This window comes from Paenibacillus sp. OK076 (assembly GCF_900110055.1).
In the GTDB taxonomy this organism is placed as follows: Bacteria; Bacillota; Bacilli; order Paenibacillales; family Paenibacillaceae; genus Paenibacillus.
In genome coordinates, this window is record NZ_FOCH01000001.1 from 3920654 (window position 1) to 3937605 (window position 16952).

The 16952-nt window shown below is 45.3% G+C and carries 20 protein-coding genes and 1 tRNA gene; 5 read left to right on the top strand and 16 right to left on the bottom strand.

Going from position 1 to position 16952, the window contains the following annotated elements:
• Positions 1-106 precede the first annotated feature (106 nt).
• Together BMY78_RS17410 and aroA are read right to left on the bottom strand one after the other, a co-directional pair.
• Complete coding sequence (locus BMY78_RS17410) at positions 107-541, bottom strand: CoA-binding protein (RefSeq protein WP_024631155.1); 435 nt, start codon at positions 539-541, stop codon at positions 107-109.
• A 110-nt stretch (positions 542-651) separates the two neighbouring features.
• The gene (gene aroA, locus BMY78_RS17415) at positions 652-1947 is read right to left on the bottom strand and encodes a 3-phosphoshikimate 1-carboxyvinyltransferase (protein WP_090901131.1); all 1296 of its coding nucleotides are present in this window, start codon (positions 1945-1947) and stop codon (positions 652-654) included.
• 164 nt (positions 1948-2111) lie between these two features.
• Here aroA and BMY78_RS17420 point away from each other — a divergent pair, with 164 nt between their 5' ends.
• Entirely contained in the window at positions 2112-2417 is a 306-nt protein-coding gene (locus tag BMY78_RS17420; RefSeq protein WP_090901134.1) for a rhodanese-like domain-containing protein, read from the top strand.
• Positions 2418-2614: 197 nt separating this feature from the next.
• Here the strand turns inward: BMY78_RS17420 and BMY78_RS17425 are convergent, their stop codons facing one another.
• The 4 genes from BMY78_RS17425 to BMY78_RS17440 all read right to left on the bottom strand — a co-directional run bounded on the left by BMY78_RS17425 (position 2615) and on the right by BMY78_RS17440 (position 7225).
• On the bottom strand, positions 2615-3124 hold the full coding sequence (locus BMY78_RS17425; protein WP_256222175.1) for a shikimate kinase: 510 nt from the start codon (positions 3122-3124) through the stop codon (positions 2615-2617).
• 327 nt (positions 3125-3451) lie between these two features.
• On the bottom strand, positions 3452-4861 hold the full coding sequence (gene gndA / locus BMY78_RS17430) for an NADP-dependent phosphogluconate dehydrogenase (RefSeq protein ID WP_090901137.1): 1410 nt from the start codon (positions 4859-4861) through the stop codon (positions 3452-3454).
• A 170-nt stretch (positions 4862-5031) separates the two neighbouring features.
• The gene (locus BMY78_RS17435) at positions 5032-5631 is read right to left on the bottom strand and encodes a hypothetical protein (protein WP_090901140.1); all 600 of its coding nucleotides are present in this window, start codon (positions 5629-5631) and stop codon (positions 5032-5034) included.
• Between the two features lie 301 nt (positions 5632-5932).
• The gene (locus BMY78_RS17440; RefSeq protein WP_090901144.1) at positions 5933-7225 is read right to left on the bottom strand and encodes an MFS transporter; all 1293 of its coding nucleotides are present in this window, start codon (positions 7223-7225) and stop codon (positions 5933-5935) included.
• Between the two features lie 295 nt (positions 7226-7520).
• Here BMY78_RS17440 and BMY78_RS17445 point away from each other — a divergent pair, with 295 nt between their 5' ends.
• Positions 7521-8996, top strand: a complete 1476-nt coding sequence (locus BMY78_RS17445) for an aminotransferase class I/II-fold pyridoxal phosphate-dependent enzyme (protein WP_090902557.1) — start codon at positions 7521-7523, stop codon at positions 8994-8996.
• Between the two features lie 238 nt (positions 8997-9234).
• Here BMY78_RS17445 and BMY78_RS17450 read toward each other — a convergent pair whose 3' ends face one another.
• From BMY78_RS17450 to BMY78_RS17500, 10 genes are all read right to left on the bottom strand, one after another.
• Positions 9235-9552 (bottom strand): DUF1292 domain-containing protein, encoded by a 318-nt coding sequence (locus tag BMY78_RS17450; protein WP_063565566.1) that lies wholly within the window; start codon positions 9550-9552, stop codon positions 9235-9237.
• Between the two features lie 97 nt (positions 9553-9649).
• Positions 9650-10204: a copper amine oxidase gene (locus BMY78_RS17455; RefSeq protein WP_090901148.1), complete on the bottom strand. Its 555-nt coding sequence runs from the start codon at positions 10202-10204 to the stop codon at positions 9650-9652.
• A 228-nt stretch (positions 10205-10432) separates the two neighbouring features.
• Positions 10433-10630, bottom strand: a complete 198-nt coding sequence (locus BMY78_RS17460) for a hypothetical protein (protein ID WP_090901151.1) — start codon at positions 10628-10630, stop codon at positions 10433-10435.
• Positions 10631-10730: 100 nt separating this feature from the next.
• Complete coding sequence (locus BMY78_RS17465) at positions 10731-11471, bottom strand: SDR family oxidoreductase (RefSeq protein ID WP_090901154.1); 741 nt, start codon at positions 11469-11471, stop codon at positions 10731-10733.
• A complete protein-coding gene (locus BMY78_RS17470; RefSeq protein WP_143067040.1) occupies positions 11472-11963 on the bottom strand; it encodes a TetR/AcrR family transcriptional regulator in 492 nt (163 codons plus the stop codon). It lies immediately after the preceding gene.
• A 92-nt stretch (positions 11964-12055) separates the two neighbouring features.
• Positions 12056-12235 carry a hypothetical protein gene (locus BMY78_RS17475; protein WP_064636548.1) on the bottom strand — a complete coding sequence of 60 codons (180 nt, stop codon included), beginning with the start codon at positions 12233-12235 and terminating at the stop codon, positions 12056-12058.
• 86 nt (positions 12236-12321) lie between these two features.
• A complete protein-coding gene (locus tag BMY78_RS17480; RefSeq protein WP_090901160.1) occupies positions 12322-12882 on the bottom strand; it encodes a YdhK family protein in 561 nt (186 codons plus the stop codon).
• Between the two features lie 244 nt (positions 12883-13126).
• On the bottom strand, positions 13127-13546 hold the full coding sequence (locus tag BMY78_RS17485; protein WP_064636540.1) for an organic hydroperoxide resistance protein: 420 nt from the start codon (positions 13544-13546) through the stop codon (positions 13127-13129).
• Positions 13547-14293: 747 nt separating this feature from the next.
• A complete protein-coding gene (locus BMY78_RS17495; protein ID WP_090901163.1) occupies positions 14294-14674 on the bottom strand; it encodes a hypothetical protein in 381 nt (126 codons plus the stop codon).
• Positions 14675-15432: 758 nt separating this feature from the next.
• Positions 15433-15505: transfer RNA gene (locus BMY78_RS17500), tRNA-Val, on the bottom strand.
• Positions 15506-15649: 144 nt separating this feature from the next.
• On the opposite strand from BMY78_RS17500, the gene BMY78_RS17505 reads away from it, so the two are divergent.
• From BMY78_RS17505 to BMY78_RS17515, 3 genes are all read left to right on the top strand, one after another.
• Complete coding sequence (locus BMY78_RS17505; protein ID WP_090901166.1) at positions 15650-15904, top strand: hypothetical protein; 255 nt, start codon at positions 15650-15652, stop codon at positions 15902-15904.
• Positions 15905-16140: 236 nt separating this feature from the next.
• Positions 16141-16584, top strand: a complete 444-nt coding sequence (locus BMY78_RS17510) for a GNAT family N-acetyltransferase (RefSeq protein ID WP_090901168.1) — start codon at positions 16141-16143, stop codon at positions 16582-16584.
• Positions 16585-16695: 111 nt separating this feature from the next.
• Positions 16696-16932, top strand: coding sequence for a DUF3892 domain-containing protein (locus BMY78_RS17515; protein WP_076288193.1), 237 nt, complete (start codon positions 16696-16698; stop codon positions 16930-16932).
• Positions 16933-16952 lie beyond the last annotated feature (20 nt).

A 16952-nucleotide genomic window follows, 5' to 3' on the forward strand; every position in this document is an offset into this window, starting at 1 on the left:
TTTTGTCAAAGCAAAACAGTAACCTGTTGGTCATTTATTCAATATTCCAAGTATACAACAGAAAAATCCCGTCAACTCGAGGTTAACGGGATTAAGTGATCGAGATTTAACCGCGTCCAGCACCGCGCAGAACGATGGAATCCTCTACCTTGATACAACGATTCGTTACCGCTGTCATGCCGTTCTCAGCAGCAATCTGTACGGCTTCATCGCTGTGGATACCAAGCTGAAGCCACAGTACATTTGCTTTGATCGCCGCAGCTTCACGAGCGACATCTGCGCAATATTCATCGCGGCGGAATACATTCACGATATCTACCGGCTCAGGGATATCCGCGAGGGTTGCATATACTGTCTCACCGAGAATCTCACCTTGTACCTGTGGATTTACCGGGATGATGCGATAACCTCTGCTTTGCATCGCTTCCGCTACCATATAGGAAGTGCGATCTGATTTGTCCGATAAGCCGACGACTGCAATGTTGCCTGCCTTGCGCAAAATTTGTCCAATTTCTTCACGAGTAGGATTGTTAAATTCCATGTTCAAGCACCATCCTTTTCTGCTTAAAGTGCGTGTTCAAAAAGACCGGTTTTCAGTACCGAGAAGATGGGATGAAGCGGTTTTTTGAACAACTTCTTAAACGTGTTATTTTACTCTTTTACCCATTGAACCGAGGCGCCAAGCGCCTGCAAATGATCGAAATATTGGGGATAAGACTTGGCTACATGGTGTGCATCCCGAATACGAAGCGGTTCTTTGGAACGCAGACCAACAACGGTCAGTGCCATAATTACGCGATGATCGTAGTGAGCGTTAATCTCAACGCCGCCTTCGACGCCTTCCGGACGACCGTGTACGATAATCTCGGCCTGACGTTCCTCTACATTGGCTCCTGCCTTCCGCAGTTCGTTCAAATAATCCGTAATTCGGTCACATTCCTTGTAACGTAAGTTCTCTACATTATAGAACCGTGAGGTGCCTTCCGCAAACACAGCAGCCGCTACCATCGCCAAAACCGCGTCTGTGGCGGCATCTCCGTCGAATTCCACGGCTTTCAATCTCCCGTTTCCTTGAACATGTACCACATCGTTCTCATGCGTCAACGGCACTTCCATCATGCGCAGAACGTCAACAATGGCACGCTCACCCTGTTTGCTCTGTTCCATCAATCGCAAAATTTTAACATCCGATTGAGTAACAGCCGCTGCCGCGAGGACTGCAGCTGAACCCGGATAGTCTCCTTGAACGGTATATGTTTGCGGTTTATAGGCTTGACCGCCAGGTACGCGGAAGGACATGTAATCATCACTCGCATGAATGACGATGCCCGCCTGTTCCAATACTTCCAGCGTCTGACCGATGACCACTTTGGATTTCAAGTCGTTTAATACTTCAATCGTGCTGTCTTCGGCCAAAAGAGGAGTTACAAACAGCAACGCGCTCAAATACTGGGAGCTGACCGAACCGGATACACGGATATGTCCACCCTTGGCCTGACCCCCTTTGATTGTAATTGGCAAGCGTCCTTGTTCATGCTGCACCTCAACGCCGAGCTGACCAAGTGCATCGATCAGGTCATCATGTGGGCGTTTGCCAAGAGAATCCGGGTACGTATTTACAAACGTAACCTCTGGACAAAGTGCCGTTATCCCCATCAGGAAACGCAGTACTGCACCCGCATTACCTACATTTAATTCACGCACATCACGCGGATGGCTGCCGAAGCCTTGGATAACGATTTTGCTATCATCTTCTTCAAGAACCGCTCCAAGATCACGAATACATCTGCGCATAGCGTCACTATCTTCACTATGAGCCGGGTAATGGATCGTACTTGTGCCATCTGCCAGCGCAGCAGCAAGCAAGTAGCGTGTGGTGTAGTTTTTGGAAGACAAAGCTCCAATTTCCCCGTTCAGAGATGGGGTTGGTTTAACGATAACGTCCATGGATGAAATTCTCCTTCATTGATCATAATGTGCTTCGTTAGATGATCCTGTTACCTATTTGGTTCAGGATACATGCGGTGATGTTGAACTGCCAAATTGACATTCCATACATCGCTTGGGTATCATTATAGGCGTTAAGTCCATACAGAAAAGAGGACCTGAATATGACACAAATTGCTGAAATTGAACCTTCTGAGCTGCGCCGCCGTTTGCAGGCGGGAGAGAAGCTGCAGATGATAGACGTCCGTGAGGACGATGAAGTCGCACAAGGCATGATCGAGGGCGCCAAGCACATCCCGCTTGGACAGATTCCGGACAGACTGTCCGAAATTCAAAAGTCCGGTGAGATTGTTCTAATCTGCCGCAGTGGATACCGTAGCGAGCGTGCCTGTGAGTACTTGCAGCAGCTCGGATATGATGGCTGCACCAATATGGTTGGCGGCATGCTGCAATGGCAAGAGGAAGAATAAAGAGCATCAGGATCGGGGTTAAAGGTTAGGATAAAATAGCTGTATTCAGCATTTTTCTATAACCACTGTGCATTCTGATCCTTACCGTCAGTCAAACGGGCCAATCGGCCCGTTTTTCACTTCAATCTACTGCGGTAACACGTCCCCATTCACCACTTTAAATCCGTCGGCATATCTTCCTCCACATAATTACAAGCTTAGACGCGGTAATGCGCTAAAATTAAACGAGTCACTTCAGAAGCGGATAACTCAGTTGTATCCACTGTGTAATGTGCAAACCGATATGCGTCCTTCCGTTCCTGCATAATCGTCTGAATACGTTCCTCGGCATTGCCTGCCAAGAGCGGACGGTTATCACAGCCGCTGACGCGTTCTACGATCACTGCCGGATCCGCAGTCAGGGCAACCACCCAGCCGTTCTTCGACATAACATCACAGTTGTCCGAACGCAGAACCACACCGCCTCCGGTTGCAATCACCTGCGCCTTTTTCTCTAACACCGAGCACAACATGCGACTCTCGGCATCGCGAAAATACGTCTCTCCCTTGCCTGTGAACAATTCAGGAATCGTACAGCCTTCCTCTTTTTCCACCGCGGCGTCCACATCAATCAGTCGGTAACCCAGCTCGCGTGCGAGCATGTCAGCAACGGTTGATTTGCCAGTTCCCATCATGCCGATGAGAATAATATTGTTAGACTTGCTCAAGGTGTACACTCCTTTAATTCAAGCAATTCGTGAGCACTTTTGTCCTATCATAACACAGCCCTGCGGACGGGGGAAGGCCATAGTGACCGACTTCCTTATAAGCATCCGCAAGCAATTCCAGAGCATATCGAAGCATGTCCATGAACTCCCAACGATTTCAACGAACTCAGATCAGCTTACACATACGATAAAAAAGAGACCTGGAGCTCATCGGTATGAACCGACTCTCCAAGTCCCCTTTCCAAGCTTCTGTCCATGCCTAGCTTCAAGCCAAGGCCCCTCATTCAGGACACTTTAGCCAGATTTCACGGACTTGCGTATACGCTACTATTCCATCCAGTTGTGGTGGAAGCTGCCTTCTTTGTCCAGACGTTTGAACGTATGAGCGCCAAAGTAGTCACGTTGTGCTTGCAGCAGGTTTGCAGGCAAACGCTCTGTACGGTAGCTATCGTAGTAGGACAATGCGCTGGAGAACCCAGGAACCGGAACGCCTTGAGTTACCGCAGCAGCTACAACTTCACGCCATGCACCTTGGTAGGATTCAACAATGTTTTGGAAGTATGGATCCAGAAGCAGGTTTTTCAGTGCTGCATCTTTGTCATACGCTTCTTTAATGTTTTGCAGGAACTGGGAACGGATGATGCAGCCACCACGGAAGATCATGGCGATGTTGCCGTATTTCAGATCCCAGCCATACTCGTCGGAAGCTGCGCGCATTTGGGCAAAGCCTTGTGCGTAGGATACGATTTTACTTGCAAACAGGGCTTTGCGAACATTCTCGATGAACGCTTTTTTGTCGCCAGAGAACGCTTCAGTTGCTGGTCCATTCAGAATTTTGCTAGCTGCTACACGCTCGTCCTTCATAGCAGACAGGAAACGGGAGAATACGGATTCCGTAATCATGGACAATGGAACGCCGAGATCCAACGCGCTTTGGCTTGTCCATTTACCTGTTCCTTTTTGTCCAGCCGCGTCCAGAATGACGTCAACCATCGGTTTGCCTGTTTCTGGATCATATTTGGAGAAGATATCTGCAGTGATTTCGATCAGGTAGCTGTCCAGCTCCCCTTGATTCCACTCGGTGAAGATCTCATGCAACTCTTCAACGGATACGTTCAATACAGATTTGAGCAAGTGGTAAGCTTCACCAATCAACTGCATATCTCCGTACTCGATACCGTTATGCACCATTTTCACATAGTGTCCGGCACCGTCCGGTCCGATGTATGTACAACAAGGATCGTCCCCGACTTTGGCCGAAATGGCTGTCAGGATCGGTTCAACCAGCTTGTACGCACTCTCTTGTCCACCTGGCATAATTGCCGGGCCTTTCAACGCGCCTTCTTCCCCACCGGATACACCTGTACCGATGAAGCGAATGCCTTTGTCTTCCAGCTCTTTGCTGCGACGTTGGGTGTCAGGGAAGTATGCGTTACCGCCATCAATAATGATGTCGCCCTCATCCAAATGAGGAAGCAGTTGTTCAATGGTAGCGTCGGTTGCATAACCAGCTTGTACCATAATCAGGATTTTGCGCGGGGATTCCAGGGATGCCACAAACTCTTCAATAGAGAATGTGCCTGTCAGGTTTTTACCTTCGGCTTCTTTCAGAAGATCGTTGGTTTTCTCCGGGGAACGGTTAAATACCGATACCGTGAAACCTCTGCTTTCAATGTTAAGGGCCAAATTTTTGCCCATTACTGCAAGTCCAATGACACCGATCTGTTGTTTCGCCATCTGGTCCTCCATCCTTTGCTCCAATTAATTTTATTGAATGAATTCTCAACAATACCCCCATTTTAACGGTTTTACGCATAGAAGTGAACCCCGGACCATGGTCGCACAGCGATAAAACACCCCAATTACCTGAGGTGTTCATCGTATTTTCATAAATACAGCGTTATATGTCAGCCTTCCAGCATCAACAGGTGCCCTGACAACTGCTTTAAGACTTTCCGACAGGCATTTGCTTTTTCGATATTATCCATCTGAATGGCGGCATACAGACGCTCCAGTTCATCATCCACTTCCATGCGCAGCAGCATGAGTCGCTCCTCACCTTCGCGCGAGAGGAACATTTCTTCCATCTCTTCCGCCGTCGGCGCAGGTTCCTTTTGAAAAATAACACGCTGTTTGAACCCGGATACTTCAACGAGACGAATGACTTCACCGAACAAAATATTCTCCACGGTCATCTGTTGATCCTTAAACCGTTTCACAACGGCATGCCCGCGTGTATCCCCAATCAGCTTCTCTAACCATTCCGCAAGCTTTGCGTCCTTGATAATATAATCTCCCGTCATCTTGTAATTCCCGCTGCGCGTCTGTTGAAAACGGAGCTTTACCAGCTTGCGTCCGGTGCGGACTGACAGAATAAAAAAGGATTCGTCCTCGCTCCAATATAGTGAATACCCCTCACGAATAAGGTCTTTGATCAAATTTTGGATATGCCGACGGTTGAACCGCAGCTCCAGATTGCAATATTCAACTTCATAACTCTTATTCACGGCACTCCCTCCATCTGTACCGGAGATGCTCCGGCCATCTTCTTCAATCGCTTCTACTCAATCGGCTTACCCTATTTTATACTTCATTTTATGTAAGGGTACTTGGTTATTTGACTATTTTTCACCGATTGATCCGAAGGATCGCAGCTTTCCGCAGATGCACAGGGGCAAGCTCCCGTTTTTCATGATATAATGGCCGCGAAATGGAGGCATTTTAGCAATCAAAAAGGGAGTTCCACAACCTGTACGGTTGTTGGAACTCCCTTTTTTAATAGATCAACCTTACCAGACTTCAATCGCATCATTTGGCAGGAGCTGTACGATACGGTTTACGGGATAACACATAATGCACAACAGCAAGTCCAGCCATAACGACAGCACTTCCGATAAATGGCGCAGGATGACTAATGTGATCCCACAGCAGACCGGATACAATCGGCCCTACGACCATGCCTGATCCCTGAAGGGTCAAGAAGAAACCCCAGATCGCTCCGCGTTCTCCTTTGGGAATCAATGTGGCTACAAACGCATTCCAGGCTGGGAGAATCATCGCATAGCTAACGCCAACCAGCATGACGATGCCGAACACAACAGGAATGGACGTAATGGAAGAAAAAGCAAACAGACTTGCTGCTGCCATCAAAAAACCGATGTTCAGGAACGGTGCCGTTCCAAACCGATCTACCATTTTCCCTACAGGCAGCAGTGCAATGACCGTGATGCCACCACCGGCTATCAGCAACAAGCTGTACAGGTTGGGCGAGATGTGCAGGTCTGTGCGAGTGTATAGCGTAAGCACGGGACTGAGCAGGCCAATAACAAAAGACTGCATAAACAGTGCAGGATATACGAGCGGATTCACATTAAGGGTGCTGCGTACCCGCTGCAATGTGCCCTGGACACTGTTTTTGAGTCGGATGAAAGGCGTAAGAATATTCGGTTTAGCCGGATATTTCATATCTGCCCGGCTGGTCTCACTTTGCGCATGCTCTCCCTCAACAACGACACGTCCGGGTAGAACTAAGGCGACCAGAATAACCAGGATTGCAACACCCATCAACACCAGGAAAATGGTGCGGTAATCGTGATGCGTCCGCTCCAGCAGCCAGTTCATGCCGATCGGCCCAAGTCCAGTGCCCCCAAGAGCCGCCATCTCCAGCGCGCCCATGGCTGTACCGTTTTTGTTCTGCGGCCCCGACATCGCGGTCACGCCTGTCATGGCGCAAGGCCAAAGGGGTGACGTACCAATTCCAAGAATGAGACAAGCCATGGCAAGTCCAAATGCACTTTTGAAGAATATAATCATGATTACAGCAACTAATGTACAAATTAGGGCCGTCACCATTGTCGCGCGGAACCCAATCCGTTCTGCAGCCCAGCCAGAGGGAGCCCGGAACAGATTATCTCCCAAATATTGAAGGGCAAAGGCCACACCAATCACGCCAGCGGACAAGCCCAGAATATTGTCCATATACACGGGCAAAATAGCGACCAGCAGGGCACCCTTAATGATTTCAACTAGAAAAAGCGTTAGCCACATGGCGATAAAAAAAGGTGATCGCAAGATTTTGGCTGGTTTTGTATTGGTTTGCATTCTTTTTCCCCTTTCGATGCTCGCTTGCCCATCTCCTATCCTTACTGTAACCCTCGGGGATGTGTCCAAATCTCAGCAATTCGAAAAATTGTCAAGCAATACTGCTTGCATTCGGTTCTTAATTTGCTATACTCAAATTTGTTTGAGATTACAATATGATAAGTTTTCAGCGAAGCTGAACTTAAATCCGTGATCGCAAGAAAAACATCCGCTATATGCGGTCTGTCTTCATAGAATTTACGTCGAAAGACGTTTTTCTTACAAATTATAATTAGGAAAGGTTGTGACAGCACTGATGGATCACCGCCGTACGCCGCTGTTTACCGCTTTAAAAAATCACGCGGCACTCAATCCGGTGCAATTTCATATTCCGGGACATAAAAAAGGATTGGGAACGGATACCGAATTTCGTGAATTTATCGGCGATAATGCCCTCTCCATAGATTTGATTAACATCGCACCGCTAGATGATTTGCATCAGCCAACCGGTGTCATTGAGGAAGCGCAGATTCTGGCAGCCGATGCCTTCGGAGCCGATTATACCTATTTTAGTGTGCAAGGCACAAGCAGTGCCATCATGACCATGATTTTGTCCGTATGTGAGCCGGGTGACAAGATTATTGTGCCCCGTAATGTGCATAAGTCGGTCATGTCTGCCATCATTTTCTCAGGAGCGAAACCTGTGTTCGTCTCTCCTGCGCAGGATGCCAATCTAGGGATCGATCACGGTGTCACTACGGGCGCGATCCGACGTGCTCTTGAGCGTCATCCTGATGCCAAGGCACTGCTCGTCATTAACCCAACGTACTTCGGCGTATGTACCGATCTGAAAGAAATTGTTGAACTGGCGCATAGCTATCAAGTCCCAGTACTTGTGGATGAAGCGCATGGCGTACTCATTCATTTCCATGAAGATCTGCCACTCTCAGCTATGGCCGCCGGGGCTGATATGGCTGCAACGAGTGTACACAAGCTGGGTGGATCGATGACTCAGAGTTCTGTACTTAACCTGAACACGAAGAATGGATATGTCAATCCGCAACGTGTACAAACCATTTTGAGTATGTTGACTTCAACGTCGACTTCTTACATCCTGCTGGCTTCGCTCGACACGTCGAGACGTAATCTGGCTCTGAATGGCCATCAGATGGCACAGAAAGCTATTGATCTGGCTGAGTTTGCAAGACGCTCCATTAATGATATGGACGGTCTGTATTGCTTCGGCAGAGAGCTCCTGGGCACAGAGGCTACCTTTAATTACGACCCAACCAAAGTAACTGTTCATGTTCGCCACCTTGGAATTACAGGCTACGAAACAGAGAACTGGCTACGTGAGCATTACAAAATCGAGGTGGAGCTCAGTGATATGTATAATATTCTTTGCCTCATCACGCCGGGAGATACGGATGATTCGGTAGAAATCTTGCTGAGCGCCCTGCAAGATCTATCCCGTACGTATTATCAAGTGAATCCAGCTCATGAGTTGGTGGTCAAGGTTCCAGATGTGCCACAGCTGATGCTGACTCCACGTGATGCGTTCTATGGTGATACCGAAGTCATTCCTTTCAAGGAATCCGCGGGCCGGATTATTTCGGAATTCATCTACGTTTATCCGCCAGGAATTCCGATTCTGCTCCCAGGTGAGGTTATCACTCAGGAAAACATCGACTACATCATTGATCATGTTGAAGTTGGTTTGCCTGTAAAAGGACCTGAAGACCGTAGCGTAACTAACGTAAAAGTCATCGTAGAAGCAGATGCAATTTTCTAGAACAGCCACCTCTAAATGAGGTTGATCGATCTCTAAGGCCAAGCGGGATGCTTGGCCTTTTTATTTTTTCTCCACCCATACTTGTCCTGCCTTGGGCTTATGATCGCTGTATCGTTTGCATTTTCCCACCTATTTCACTGTCCCTATGACAAGAAAAAACAGCAGATACACCTAATAAAAAGCAAACAAAAGGCCCCCTGTGATCAAGGAGCCTTCTTGCTTTATTCCAAAAGGATGACTATTCTTGGCTTGCAACGAGTTCGTTGTACGCCGCTTCAACACGGGTCCACTCTTCTTCGTCTTCAATATTGTAGAGCACCATTTCCTCGTCTTCTTCTTCCATACGCAGAATGATGCCGTCAGCTTCAGGATTGTTACGTTCCAGCAGGAGCGCATAAACATGCTTCTCCACGTCAAACGTCTCCACCAAAACCATTTCCACGTCATTTCCGTTCTCGTCTGTCAGTGTCAGAAGAACTTCTTCATGCTCGTGGTCGTGGTCGTGGTCTTGACCGCATCCGCAGGCATCGCCGTGTTCATGTGTGTGATCGCTCATTGATATACCTCGCTTTATAAATAGAAATTGTGTAACCTTGCATATCGTAACATGTTCAATGGTTCAGGTCAATTTAACCGACAAGGTTATTTTTGCTTCAATCGTTCAGCGCGGTAATGATTTTCTCGGCTGCCAGCACATAACCACTGTTTGCATTTTCTTTAATATAAAAACCGATTTGGTACTTACCAGCCCGGCTAAAATCATACGTAAAATCGTACGTTCGGAACCAGAAGTTATCCTTCTGTGTCTTAAGCTCCTGGGATTGAATATCCTTAACCTCACCACTTGGGTTGGTAATCGTCACCTTTACAGCAGCTATATCCGTTGTCAAACTATCGACTTGTGAGAACACATTAAATTTCAACTTACCCACGTTCACGTTGCCAAACACGGTATCTCCCTTGAAGAGAAAAATATGTACATTCGGTTTGATAACCGTTACTCTCTTGTTTGTGCTATCCCATCTGGCGATTCCGCCCGCTTCCCTTACAGGTACATAGGTCGTTCCGTCAATCAGATAACCACCGTCAGCTGCTTCCTTGCCGTTTATGAGAACCCGAATCTTCTCGTTCACTGAATCTGCAAACAATAAAGACCCGCCGAGCAAGGAGAATACCGTGACACACAGCAAAATTCTTTTCCATTTCATTCCGTCAATATTCCCTCCCCTGCTGCTAGCTGTTGTACATTTATACTGCAGACTCATCCACAAAGTTGCGCTGTTTTTCATCATTTTTCATTTTTTATCCAGAATATTTTCCACCCCTTGGAACGATCAAAAAGAGGCGTACCCTGTTAAAGGACGCCCCTATAGTATAGTTATTGGCAATGCGTAATTATGCGAATTTCTTGTGGATCAATTTTATTATGCTGCTGACTACGAGGTATGACGAGTCAATATACAAGGTACGCCCTTGCCTACAGCTCCATCGGTTCGCATCCGTGCTGCATAATCCATTCCTCGTGTACAGGGGGTCTTGCAGCGCTCACATACATCCGAAGTAACCAACTTCATGGATACACGAAGTTTGTCACTCTTTAACACGGGAGCCTTTTTTCCCTTTGCTTTTGCCATCCCGGATTCCCCATTTCCCCAATTACTTGCTGATGTAATGCATCATATGGGGATTCGCCCGGTTGTGTGTCAAAAAGAGTAAACTTCGTGCATGATATAATTAAATGAAGCCACCGTTTGCACGCAGCGTCTGTCCTGTGACCCATTGCGACTCTGCACTGACAAGGAAAGAGATCACATTGGCAATGTCCTCTGGCTCACCCAGACGACCAAATGCATTCATTTTACGCAGCCCTTCGAGCTGTTGCTCCGTCTTTCCGACTGAAAACAATTCGGTATTCACCGGACCTGGTGCAACGGCATTAATGGTGATTTGTTTGGAGCCAAATTCCTTCGCGAGCTGACGAGTAATCTGTTCAACTGCACCTTTGGTACCTGCGTACACGCTGTATCCCGGAAACATCTGTCCGTTTACGGAAGTGGAGAAGTTAACGATTCGGCCCTGATCCTCCATGTGTTTCAATGCTTGCTGACAAGCAAAAAATGTACCTTTAACATTGATGGCAAACTGCTGATCGAATTCTTCCTCAGTCACATCTGCCAGAGGCGTCGTTTTCATGATGCCTGCATTGTTGATCAGAATATCAACTTTTCCAAGCTGGCTAATCGTCTCGGAAAATAAACGCTCCACATCTTCCTTCCGAGCAAGGTCAGCCTGAACGGTAATGGCACGCACTCCTTTTTGACGAGCAATATCTGCCACCTGTTCTGCTTTATCGGGACTGCTCGCATAGTTAATGACGACATCTGCGCCCAATTCAGCGAGTTGCTCTGCAATAGTACGTCCAATCCCCCGGGATGAGCCAGTTACAATGGCCACTTTACCTGTTAGCTTTTTCATTTACGATGACTCCCTCTCTTGTTCCAAATGTAATAATCCCTTTTCGATCAACAACCACACCTGCTCAAATTCCGCATCAATTGCAGGGCTTTGCCATTCGTAGACGTGTGCCGGATGATGAAAACGAGCGGTAGCTTGAAGAATCGCCGCAGCAAGCACATCTGGGTTGTTGAATTGGAATGGGTTCTCCTGCTGGATGATCTCACTCAAATGACGCACCAGATGCTGCACATGTTTATTGATAATATCTGCTGATTCCTGGGTTACCCGTGCGTACATCTCAAACAACTCTGCATCGGATTCGGCATAATGACGTTTACGAGCGATTAATGCTTCTATATATACTTTTAGATGACGTGTGCCCTCTCTGTTATAACTCTGATCCTTAGTTATTGCCGTCCAAGGCGCGATAATCTCATCTTCAAGCCATTGTGCAGTCACGCCTTCAAGTAATTCTTTCTTGCTTTCGTGACAAATATTTATTTTTGTCATTTGTTATTCGGTTGATGATTTATATGTACGAGCGTAAAAAAAAGAGCCCATGTAATATGGCCCTTATCCAAAGTTTTAATGTTTAATCTTTTCTAGAAAACGAACTTAAACAATACGAAGATCACCGCAAGTATCCCAGCGAGAATGAGCCAGTTGCTGATTTCCCACCAAATGCTTTTTCCTCCGGCTAAAAGCTGTTGTTCATTTTCTTCATGGCGCTGTTTGTGTGTATGTGATTCCGAAGCATGGGGCGGCTTGCTAAAGTCCATCATATACATTCCCCTTTCCAGCAACTTTAATCTTATAGTTCCAGTATAACCCATAATTGAGTGAAAATTTGTTTATTCATTAAAATATATTATTGAATAGACAATTCTTCTTCCGTGACCCATTTATGATTCTTCACCGGATCTCCGCCTGTGGTCGGGTTATAATCAACCATGTATACCGTCGTTTGCTCAGCAGAGTCAATCGTTGCCTTGGCACCTTTCATTCCAGACATGTGATCAGCATTCAGCACAACCTCTGCTCCTGCTGCATACGGTTGATCCGTATGGTCCTGAATTTCCTCTTGGATCACCCATTTATGATTTTTCACAATGTCTCCCCCTGTGGTGGGTGTGTACGAGACTGCATACGCTGTCGTCTCATAGGCCCCCACAATGGTCGCTTCTGCACCCTTCATTCCAGCCATATGGTCCGTACTCATCACGGCCTGGCTGCCCACTGGATATGTAGGATTTTTCTTTTCCTGCAGCCCTTCCGGTAATTCTCCCGAATCCGAGTGGTGCATCATTCCTGTACTCATTGCATGACTGTCACTACTGCTATTATCCTGCCCAGCATTCTTGCCACATCCACTTAACATCAGACTGCCCGTGATCACCGTAGTCAGCAATATCATTGCATACTTTTTCATGAGTTGCACTCCTTTGAACTTTCGATTTCTACTCTTATAATATACCCCATATGGGTATATTTCAATCGTAATTGATTTCATTACCTATTTATTGGTTGTCGCTGCAAAGTTAAAGAGCATATCAAAAAAACCTCCGATTTCTCGGAGGCCTTCAGGTAGTTTAGACCGTATTTTAGATACGTGCTTCAGACTTCAACAATGAAGTTCAAACTAACGGTTGAATTGACTTGGCTTGGCTTAATGATTAAGCTAGCCCAACGGTAACATTGACGTTCCCTTTGATGCCTTTGGAATATGGGCAGTAGTCATGAGCAAGTTTGACAAATTTCTGTGCTGTCTCCTCATCCAGACCTTCAATTTTAACTTCAAGTTCCACTTCCAGTTTCACACCATTATCCGTAGGGTCTGTCACAAGCATAACCGTAGCCGATACCGTGCTTCTCTCAATTTCGACTTTGTGTTTCTTCAACTGAAACTCCAGCGCCGAATTAAAGCAAGCACTGTAGCCTGCTGCAAACAATTGCTCTGGATTCGTAGCTGTCGTCACTTTGCCTCCCAGTTCAGGCGGGGCAGCGACATCAAGCATAAATACGTTATCTGGCGATTGCACAATCCCTTGACGTCCACCTGTATTAATAACTGTAGTTTCATATAATGTTTTCATGAGTATTGGCTCCTCTGTATGTTTAGATTTTATTTTGTAAAGGTACATCTCTTTTGTATTGCTAACAATTACATTGTACACAATTAAATTGTGTTTGTAAATCATTATTATAAAAAAACAACCACTTCCTCATGTAATACAAGGAAATGGTTGCTCCGTAATTGATACATATTTATTAATGATCCAAAAGTTGAATCCACCTTAATATATATTAACTTTTACATCTTCTTCTCAAAGCCCTCCATCGGTGCAAGCGAATTCTGGTAATCAGTCCCTTCCTGACTGTCGGTAGTAAAGTGCATGACCTTCCGAAACGAACCTTGCTGATAAGCGCCATGACCACTCTATTTTTCAGCGTAAAACCATTGGTAATGTATAAGGCTGCAAGAAATTATGTGGAAAATGGAAAATGCATATCTTGTTTTGGTTATGGATAAAGAAACATTGCGATATGGAGAACTGAAAAAGAGCTTTGGATGGAATTACGCATAAGTACCCACAATTACCGCCAAAAGTAGAATACTCTTTGTCTCGTGAAGGATTAACGCTGATGCGTGCTGGAGATTCTCTGCGATTGGGGTAGACAGAATCTTGCTGCTTTGCAGAAGAATTAGCGATGGTACCGCAAGCTTTATATTTTCAGTAGAATACTACAAGTCGAGCAGTACGTGAACTGGAATTTACTTATTGGATTTTAAAGTGCTCTCGATCCTTATGGAGAGCAACTTTTGGAGGAGTAGTGTAGTTTTAATCTTCTGAACTTTCGAGTAGAAATTTTCCGATAACATTCTCGTTGCTATCGTACAAGTTTATGTACTTATCGACTTTTGGTTCATCCATACTCTGAATTGCTTCTTCAGGAGTTTGTGGCAAATCTTGATTCATATCTGAAGTCTTGATGTAACCTTCAGTTCCGTCTACACCTATAGCCTTAACTAGATCTAATTGTGTTTCACCATGATAAACAAATGAACCATATGTTTGACCTTTATCATTGATTTTTATTTCCATTTGATCTTCAGAGGGACTAGTATCAGCAGATACAGCTCCCCAGCCATAGACACCTATTCCAACCCCTAAAGCAAAAGTCACTCCAACTGTAATTAATTTTAGTGATTTCGTTCTCATAAGAATATCCTCCTAAAGTTGAATCATTAGTGTTGATTTATTCAAGTTATTTTTGGTCTGCTTGAAAATGCATTCTGAACTTTACTTGTGAAAGTACTTAAATCTTTGTTTGTAATTTAAATTAGCTTATATATAAATGAACACTTACAAGCAGGGAATGTTACACAGTAAGAAAACTTTTTATTTAAAATCAGAACGCCAGCAGTTCTGCAACTGTTCGTTGTATTTCTGTCGGTGCTCGATCGCTACATCATAAGCAGTTACTTTCTCATTATGGAGGCTTTTGACGGCAAACAGTCGATTTATAATTATTTCTGCCAAGTGATTAAATACTTTTGGCTGCTGTTGGAGCATTCCAATAATTATATTTCACGTAATGCGACATACCCGTGTAAATCTCCTATTATCACAGAGTGTTAACCCAAAAATCGCTTCAGAACGGTTAGGACACCCTACAGTAAAAATGAGATTAGATGTTACATTCATTTGCTTCCAAGCATGAAAAAGAAACAGCTGTAAGTTAAACAGTATTCTTTCGGTTAACGTAAAAAATACCAACTCACAGTTAATGTGACGTTGGTGTTTTTTAACGATAATCAATAACAGAACTTGTAGAAAGCAATTTAATTAACGAGAAACTTAGCAAAAAAACATGATCTTGACCAAAAATTGACCATTTCTCTTTAATGAACACAAAAATTATAGTGAAGTTTCTTCTATAAGGAAAAGAAGCCTTGCTCTGCAAGGCTTCTCACGTATGATCTGTAGTGGGCTCGAACCACTGACCCCTACCCTGTCAAGATAGTGCTCTCCCAGCTGAGCTAACAGATCATGATATTTAATTGTTTGCCAATCAAGTAACAGTATCATACCAAGTAACCGTGTTCATTGTCAATCGTTATATTGGTAATATTTTATTCGAATTGGTGCACAATAAAGGAATGATTACCATTTTGATGACGAGGTGACTTCCATATGAGGAATATGAGAGAACGTAAGCTGCGTTTCATTATCACTGCCAAAAACGTAGCCTGTCTGATTGCGCTTGTTGCATTAATATACGTTTCTGTCGGTTGCAGTTTGGAACGGGATGAACATACCGTACAATTTCAACAGTTAAAAGAGCCCAAAGAGGTGAATGATGACCTGCCCGTTTGGCTGGATGTGTATTCCAAGTCTGTTGTGCATGACGTGTACTCCCCACAAGGCAATGTTGAAGTCTTACCCTGAGGAACAGGATGTCGCATTTCACTCATCTTCGTCCCACTTTTTGGAGTACGCCTTCTTGGTCACATAATACAACAAAGCAATCATGCCGGCCGCCATTAAAAGGGTGATTGCCATCACTCCTGCCATACCCATGGTTCATCCCTCCTCTCCCAGTATGTTCCAGTCTTAACTATACAGGAAAAGCATTTTTTTGTATAATTCAGTCTGATAGCGTAGAGCAGAAAGAAGGTATAGAATTGGCAGCTGAGATTAGTTATGTAACTACTGAAGAACAACTTCAGGAAGCATTGGATATTCGCAATCATGTTTTTGTCATCGAGCAGCAGGTGCCTGCTGACATTGAGATCGATCAATATGATATCATCAGCCCTGATGTGCATCACGTATTGTTAAGTACAGATGGACAGGCTGTAGCTACAGGGCGTCTGATCTATTACACCAAGGATACCGCCAAAATGCAGCGTATCGCTGTTCTCAAATCTCATCGTGCTTTCGGCTACGGGCGTGTGCTGCTGTTAGCCATGGAAGAACGGGCACGCGAATTGGGACTTTCCTACTCTGTTTTGGACGCACAATGCCAGGCGCAGAAGTTCTACGAAAAGCTCGGATATGAAGTCATCTCGGAAGAGCCTTTTTATGATGCAGACATTCTGCATGTTCGGATGCAAAAGAGCCTGTAAATTATCACTGCGAGCGATATGAAGCCATGCTATGCATACTTTTTTTTTGATCCGGACAGGCTAAAGAGGTAACCAGATTCCTATTTGGTCAAATAAGGAGAGTGTGACATCATGGATCAAACGACACGCGAAAGCTTCACAGCAGTACAAAAAAATGGTGACGGTGATCTGACAGCGTTCCAAACTTCATCCGGACGTGTGCTGGACTACCAACAAGCACTGGCAGAAGTCAAAGCAGGAGCAATTGCAGGTGTAAACGTCTTTAAAGGCAAAGACGGCGAAATGTACATTCGCGGTGATGCAGACGGCGACCCAACCAATAACCTTGATCAACTTCCTATCTTCTAATAGATGTATGCTGCCTCACA